This window comes from candidate division KSB1 bacterium, assembly GCA_022562085.1.
Lineage (GTDB): Bacteria > Zhuqueibacterota > Zhuqueibacteria > Oceanimicrobiales > Oceanimicrobiaceae > Oceanimicrobium.
This window is the reverse complement of record JADFPY010000224.1, coordinates 1-7,438: the sequence shown is the minus strand read 5'-3', so window position 1 is coordinate 7,438 and position 7,438 is coordinate 1. Positions and strand designations below refer to the sequence as shown.

At 45.5% G+C, this 7,438-nt stretch carries 6 protein-coding genes; 4 read left to right on the top strand and 2 right to left on the bottom strand.

Features of this window, described 5'->3' with window-relative positions; all coding sequences use genetic code 11:
* Window positions 1-329, bottom strand: a 329-nt coding sequence (locus tag IH879_16080) for a hypothetical protein (protein MCH7676445.1), incomplete at its 3' end; no start/stop codon positions are given.
* 42 nt (window positions 330-371) lie between these two features.
* Window positions 372-2,510 carry a penicillin acylase family protein gene (locus tag IH879_16075; protein ID MCH7676444.1) on the bottom strand — a complete coding sequence of 713 codons (2,139 nt, stop codon included), beginning with the start codon at window positions 2,508-2,510 and terminating at the stop codon, window positions 372-374.
* Between the two features lie 290 nt (window positions 2,511-2,800).
* On the opposite strand from IH879_16075, the gene IH879_16070 reads away from it, so the two are divergent.
* The 4 genes from IH879_16070 to dacB form a co-directional block, all read left to right on the top strand.
* Window positions 2,801-4,378, top strand: coding sequence for an aldehyde dehydrogenase family protein (locus IH879_16070; protein ID MCH7676443.1), 1,578 nt, complete (start codon window positions 2,801-2,803; stop codon window positions 4,376-4,378).
* Window positions 4,379-4,384: 6 nt separating this feature from the next.
* Window positions 4,385-5,152, top strand: a complete 768-nt coding sequence (gene pduL / locus IH879_16065) for a phosphate propanoyltransferase (GenBank protein MCH7676442.1) — start codon at window positions 4,385-4,387, stop codon at window positions 5,150-5,152.
* A 195-nt stretch (window positions 5,153-5,347) separates the two neighbouring features.
* Window positions 5,348-6,139, top strand: a complete 792-nt coding sequence (locus IH879_16060; GenBank protein MCH7676441.1) for an NUDIX hydrolase — start codon at window positions 5,348-5,350, stop codon at window positions 6,137-6,139.
* Window positions 6,123-7,438, top strand: a 1,316-nt coding sequence (gene dacB / locus IH879_16055) for a D-alanyl-D-alanine carboxypeptidase/D-alanyl-D-alanine-endopeptidase (protein ID MCH7676440.1), incomplete at its 3' end; no start/stop codon positions are given. The genes IH879_16060 and dacB, both read left to right, overlap by 17 nt.

The window sequence follows — 7,438 nt, the reverse complement described above, 5'->3', positions numbered from 1 at the left end:
TGAGCTTTGCCCGATTTAAGGAACAAACCGTTGTCTGTGTCCGGGCCATCACTAAAAGGTGCGGCAAAATAAGAGGCGCCACTTTTATTCATAACTTCATTGAGAAGTGTCAAAAGCGCTGCCTGTGACTCCAATTCCTGAACCACAAGAATATCCGGCTGCAGATTTCGAATGACCGTTCTGAAATGCTCCAACCGGCCATTGCCATTAGCGGATGGAAACCTGAGTAAGTTATAAGTAGCAATGCGCAGTGTATCAATTTGCGCAGAAGCAATATTGCTAAATAACAAACTTACCAGAAGAATAACTAACTTAAGGCTTCGTCTCATCGTCTCTATCTTTGTAAATCTTTGTCAGAATCATTTACTATTTCACTTCAAAAGAATACTTTTTTTAATTTCAAAAAAATCACTAGATGTTAATTTTATCAAGTAAACACCGGAACTAAAATCATTGGCATTCCATTCAAGGCGTTTAACACCGGCATTTTGAAATTCATCAACCAATGTTGTAATAATTTGGCCTCTGACATTGTAAATCTGCAAAAGCACGCTTGCTGCTTCCAGGATCTCATAACTAATCGTCGTTGTCGGGTTAAATGGATTCGGATAGTTTTGATGGAGGCGAAACGATTGCGGCACTGTTTCAGGTGTTGCAACGCTGGTGGGCGAACCAGGGCTAAAAAGCATATCTTTGAATTGCCAATCCACATACAAGGCCCATTGATCTGAAATATGTGGACTTCCTTTGCCACTCGCACTGACGAAAGCACTCTGGCCGGGCGCCACAATGTTCTCATCAATAATTTCATCGTTAGTAAATTGCACCACCTGCTGATAAGTGCCGTGGTCGTCGATTTGTCTCGGCACATCCTTCAGGTTTGAAAATGTAAATTCAGTGATGGGACCGACAAAAGCTTCTATACTTTGGACGCGCAAAGTCAGATTGGTTGAGCCCGCCCATGGGATGTTGTCACCGTTATTCCACCAACTGACCGGTTTGTTATTCCAATTGACAAAATAATCCTGCTCGCTGCCATCGGCGGAAGGTAAGTCGGCGAAGTCGATGAATCCTCCCCACTCTTCTGAACCGTCCCCTTTGTGCGGCAATCTCGGGTCTACCCCGTCGCTGCGGTCTTGATACCTACCAACGTGCCAGAATTTTACTCTTTGATCTTTCCCTGCATAAAAGACATTAAACGAAAACGGAATCATAGCAATACCCGCTTCAAATTCTTCGAGGGTCTTTGCTTTAATCCAGGCGTAATTTGCTTCGATCATATCGGTCTCCCGGTTCCAGAAAGTCATTTTCTTGGAATAGACCTGATGATTAGCCAGATCGTTTGAAAATACCGGTCCGTGGACGGTTCGATAGAAAGTGAAAGGAAATTTTGCCGCACCACTTGAAACTGTATCTTCAATAACTTCGAAATTAAGCCAGGTACCGTTATGTATGTATTGACTAAAAGAGGCATCTTTGGTCGAATCAATGTAGACATCGATGTTATCGCTGACCCCGCTCGTGAGCGTCCAGGCAAAGCGCTCAGTATGTCCGATGATGACCGAAGGCAGACCGGCAACCGTCATCCCGCCAACATGAAATGTCGGACAAATAAGCTCTACTTCGTTTGCTATGCTGGTTTCAAACTCGTTTGGACCGCCCATCTGTGGCGCTCCAAGCAGCATCACACTTCCATTGTCCGATTTTGCCGATGAAGCGAGGACAGCGAAACTGCCGAATTTCAAAGGGATCCCACTCTTGGCGGCCATAGCTCTGACCCGCAGCTCCTTTTCTTCTATAGAATTTACAACTGAGTCTCTCACCTGCAATCCGGAATATCTCCAAACTTTGGAAGAGCCGGAGCCGGTAGCATGTATTGTTGTTGGCGCGGCAGGGTCGTTTATCGGATTATTTTGATCAAATACTTCCTGGCCATCTCGCTGCAGTTCAGCCAAACGTGACAGTTCCTCCCCCCCAGCCTGGCCGAAATTACGCGTTATGAACTGGATAATTGCCAGGGTTTTATAAACATCCCAGCGCTCAATCGTCCGGGATGCGAACTCAGAAGGTTTGTATTTTTGCGGATTGACAGCCATAGAATCCAAATAAGTGTTAACGCCGTCACTGTAAGCTTGCAGCATCACCTTAATTTCCGATGGCAAATCGTCAAATTGTCGTTCCCGTTCCTCTTGAGTATAATACATGGCACGAGTCTCTTGATCGAGCAGAATGAATAGAGCCCCCAACAGTTCAGAAAGTTTACCTTCAGCAGCGCTTCTGTAGAATTCTAATTGATCTAACCGATCCTGAGCCACGGCAAACCCCTGGCCGAAAAAAATGCCCACTTCGGTTTCAGAGGAAATGTGCGGGACACCAAAAGTATCGCGTTCAATCGTGACAGTGGAACCATCCGGTGCGGTAAGATTCAAGTCTTCACTCTGCGCAGCAGCTTCTGCAATTACGAAAAAAGAAAATAACAGGATTGAAAGAAACGATAGAGTTAATTTCATGGCAAATACCTCATTTGTAAAGGTTAGGTAGGGTACAAATTCTACGTAATTGCAATAAAAAAAGCAAGCAATTTTAAATATCCCGCGCCTTCAATACCGCCTTTTCAGGGTTACAAACAGAGTACTCGAAGCAGCCGAAGTGGCCACACTTTGGGGGAGGTAAGCTTTTGGGGGCCAGAACCCAGAACTCTGGGGAGTTCTGCTACTCCGGGAAGTTCTGCTACTTTTTCTTGACAATTTCTGAATTAAATGATATTTTAAGGCTTATTAAAACAAAATTAGGAAAAACCGTGTCTCTCGACAAAGACCTCGAAACAGTACAAGCAGTTCGTAATCTTTGTGCCAAAGCGAAAGAGGCTCACTTAGAGCTCAAAGAGTACAACCAGAAAGAAATCGACAACATCGTTGCGGCGATGGCGGAGGCTGGATTTCAAGCCTCCGAAAGACTCGCGCAGCTCGCTGTTCAAGAAACAGGCTACGGCAATGTCCCCGATAAGATCAAAAAGAATCAGTTCTGCACACGAGACCTTTATAATTCCATCCGAAAGCTACGTACCGTCGGCATCATCCGGGAAGATCGGTCGAACAGTATTTTAGAAATAGCCGAACCCTTTGGGGTGGTTGCGGCGATTATCCCAACGACCAATCCGACTTCCACAGCGATGTTTAAAAGTATTATTTCGCTTAAAGCCCGCAACGGCGTGGTCATTTCTCCTCACCCCAGGGCTGTGAAGTGCATTAAAGAATCCGCTAGAGTTGTTCATGACGCAGCAATAGCTGCCGGAGCTCCGGAAGGAATAATTGGCGTCATTTCAAATCCGACCTTGCAGGCAACCAATGAGCTCATGAGAAGCAAAGATACCAACGTCATTTTGGCCACGGGAGGTTCGGGGTTGGTGAAAGCAGCTTACAGTGCCGGTAAGCCGGCCTATGGTGTGGGCCCAGGAAACGTTCCGGTTTACATCGATCGTTCTGCCAACTATAAAAAAGCGGTCGCAGACGCCGTCGCCGGTAAATCATTCGATTACGGCACCCTCTGCTCTTCGGAACAAGCCCTGATCGTTGATCAACCGATAAAAGAAAGGGTCATTGCAGAATTAAAACACCAAGGTGCTTATTTTCTAAACCCGGATGAAATTCGCATGCTGGAGAAGGTTCTCTTAACTCCGGATTTTAGAGTCAACCCGGAAATGGTTGGTAAATCGCCGCAAGTTTTAGCCCAGAAAGCCGGATTCACGATTCCTCCGGACATTCGGGTTTTGATTGCGGAACTCGCCGGCGTGGGCAAGACCTATCCGCTTTCAGCAGAAAAGCTTTCACCCACATTTGTTTTCTATACCGTGAATGGCGTTGAAGAGGGAATTCGACGCGCCCAGGAGATCTTAAATTTCGGCGGCCGAGGACACACTGCTGCGGTGCACGCAAAAAACGACCGGGTAATCAGACAATTCGGTCTGGCGGTTCCGGCGTTTCGCGTGGTGGTTAACTCTCCGGCTTCAATTGGGGCGGTCGGCTACACCAACCGGCTCATGCCTTCCATGACTTTAGGCTGCGGCACGTTTGGCGGCAACATTACGTCTGACAATATCTCCGCGCATCATCTCATGAACATCAAACGGGTGGCTTATGAAACTAAACCGCTTTCCGCACCTAGAAACGGAACCACCTGGAGGCCGGCTGAGCGAAGTGATGCGCCCTACACAAAAGCACTCTCTGGAAATGTATCCAGAAAAGGTTCGACCAGGACTACCGATTCTATCCCGAAGCGTCGGGATGGAATTGGCGCCAGCAAAAAAGTTTATGGCGCCACCGGTATGACAGAATCAGAAGTAGAACAGGTGATTGAAGAATTCGTTAAGAACCGCTGAAGCCGCATGTCAAAGCGCCAAAAACTCATTCCTGTTGGAATATCAAACCGGCATTTTCACATTTCACAAAAAGATCTGGAAGTTTTATTTGGAGCAGGATATCAACTGCACACGTTTCGCGATATTTCCCAGAAAGGTCAATTCGCCGCCGAAGAAACGATAGATCTTGAAGGTCCGAAAGGCAAAATCTCAGGAATTCGAATCGTGGGTCCAACCAGGGGGCAAACCCAGCTCGAAATCTCGCGCTCCGATGCTTATAAATTGGGAATCGATCCGCCGGTGCGATATTCCGGTGATCTCGCCGGTTCTCCCGGAGCAAAACTCATAGGCCCCAAAGGTGAGATTACATTAAAAGAAGGAATCATTGTTCCGCAACGGCATATTCACATGAGTCCGAGAGATGCCCAACGGTTTGGGGTTCGTGACCGGGAGCGCGTGTTTGCCGCACCGGTCTCGAAAGAGGCAATCGATCCCGGGTGTGAGCCACGGACGATTATTTTTGCAAATGTCCTCATCCGTGTTGATGAGACTTTTGTGCTGGATTTTCATCTCGATACGGACGAAGCCAATGCATCCGGGCTAAAAAACGGCGACCAGGTCTACATTGTCAGAAAAGATTCGAAGGCCCAACCTGTGCGCAATCGTAAGCTCATCACTGAGCACGATGTGCGCCAGGCAATCCGACAGCGGAGAAAAATCTCTGTACCGGAAGGTGCGATTGTTACGCCGGCCGCAGTAGAGCTAGCGAAGGCGCATAATGTTTTTGAGAAATAGTGTTTGAAAGTGCTAAAGATCATTACCCCGCCTTTCTAAGCGGGAGCTTTGGAACAAGAGATAGAAAAGAACAGGTGTCATAACTGCACGCTTCCAAATAGGCACCCAGTTTTTTAGTCAAGCATTGATGCCAGATTAAAGTTTCGGACATAACAACATAAGGTACTCAGGAGAAGTCTAAATAATTTCTCAATAGTGGTAAATTTAAAGAACAACCCATTTTTCAAGGTACTATTTTCAGCCAAATTTAGTCATGCTCAACTCGTCATTAATTGGAATCCCGAAAAACGAGAACTCCCACTTGAACTAACTCAGAAAATTGATTCATTCTGGCAGCAAGAAATCGTTGAGACCGGGAAAAACAAATTTATCTTTAATGGCGAATTGTGCAGACTGAATGGCTGGCATTTTCAAAAAGATAAACTCACGCTTGATTTAGGCCTCTCGGATTACAATGAACTCCTTTATTCCAATCAATTTACGAATGACATCGCGGAACGATTTGGGAAGGATTCTCTTTCCAGAGCTTTGGGGGTCAGCGTTGTTCTGGTTAGCCATGACGAGCAAATCATCTTGATTAAGAGAAGCAAAGCCGTCGGGGAAAATCCGGGAGACCTTGATGTTTTAGGCGGCCACATCCACCCACAAGAAAATGCGGTCTCGGGAATCCCCGATCCGTTTTTGGCGATTAAAGCTGAAATCAGAGAGGAAGTTCATTTAGATTTGAAAAATGACGATCCGCTGGATTGTATCGGTCTGATTGAAACTGTGGATACTAAAAAGCCGGAATTGTTTTTTAAGGCAAAAAGCAGATTGAAAACCGAAGAAATTATCAGATTGGCTTCGTTAAAGCAATCAGGAGAGGTTGCAGAATTCTTGACTATTTCAAACAAAAAAAAATCGCTTGCTCAGTTTTTAGAAGCGAATTCAAACCAATTTAGTCCGTCTGCTTTGGGGGTTTTGTGCGTCTATGCAAACACTTTTTAACAATTCGATCCAGGGCTGTCCAAACAAATTCCATTTTTCATTTTGGTTCTTAATATTTATTCTAACCAACTTAGCCTGTGCGCCTTCCCGATTTGGGATCAAACATTCATTTTCAAAAAAAGCCGTTGCTGAACTCACACAACAAATCGAAAGTGTGCTGGGTGACTCCGCTCTTTATCAGTCGCGCACCGGGATAAAAGTCGTCTCTTTACAAACCGGGCAAGTCCTTTACGCCAGAAACAGCCAGCTTCTATTTCATCCGGCCTCGAATATGAAGCTCTTGACCACAGCAACTGCTCTAAGAAAACTCAGACCGAATTTCAGATTTAAGACAACTTTTTTTGCGGACACCTCCTCAGTTACTGACAATACTATTTCAGGAAATCTTTATATTAAAGGTTTTGGCAACCCGAGCCTGACAACCAAGGATTTGTGGGGAATCGTACAAAAAATCAAAGAACTTGGTATTCAACGAATTACCGGCGACCTGATTTGTGACGAAAGCTACCTGGATGATTATTACCAGGGAGCAGGTTGGATGTGGGATGACGCCTCCTCCCGTTACTTTCCCCCAATTGGCGCCCTCACCGTAAACCGCAATTGTGTCACGGTCAAAGTCAAACCCGGAGCAGAGGTTGGAGATACATTGGCCGTCATCCTGGAGCCGCCGACCTCTTATGTCACTATTGAGAATTTTGGCGTCACTGCAGATTCCTCCGATAGCAGCCTTCTTAAAGGTTTTAAAATCGAAAGAAAATGGCGGGAAAGTCAAAATACGATTACCATCAAAGGCGGACTTAAAACCCAATCGCCACAAAAAGTAAGAGTCATTGAAATTGTTGAACCTGCGCTTTATTTTGGAACTTTGTTTTCAGAACTTTTAGCAGATGAAAAAATTGCATTAAACGGAAATATTATAAAGGGAACCAGCCCCGATACAAACTTAGTTCTAGTAGAACATTTGTCTGAACCGCTTTCCTCGCTAATTACCAAAAACAATAAAGACAGCGATAATTTATATGCGGAGCTCATTTTAAAAACTCTGGGGGCAGAAGAAAAAGGGAAACCGGGAACAGCTGAGAAGGGAATTTCAGTCATCAAACAGTTCTTCAATGAAATGGGTGTAGACACCACTGCCTTTGGACTGGCCGATGGTTCAGGTGTGTCCCGGTACAATGTGATTTCTCCGGATCAGATTATTGAATTGTTAAAAGCAATGTACAAAGATTTTAGACTACGGGCGGAGTTTGTTGCTTCGCTGGCTATTGCAGGTGTGGATGGTACTCTCAGAAATCGCAT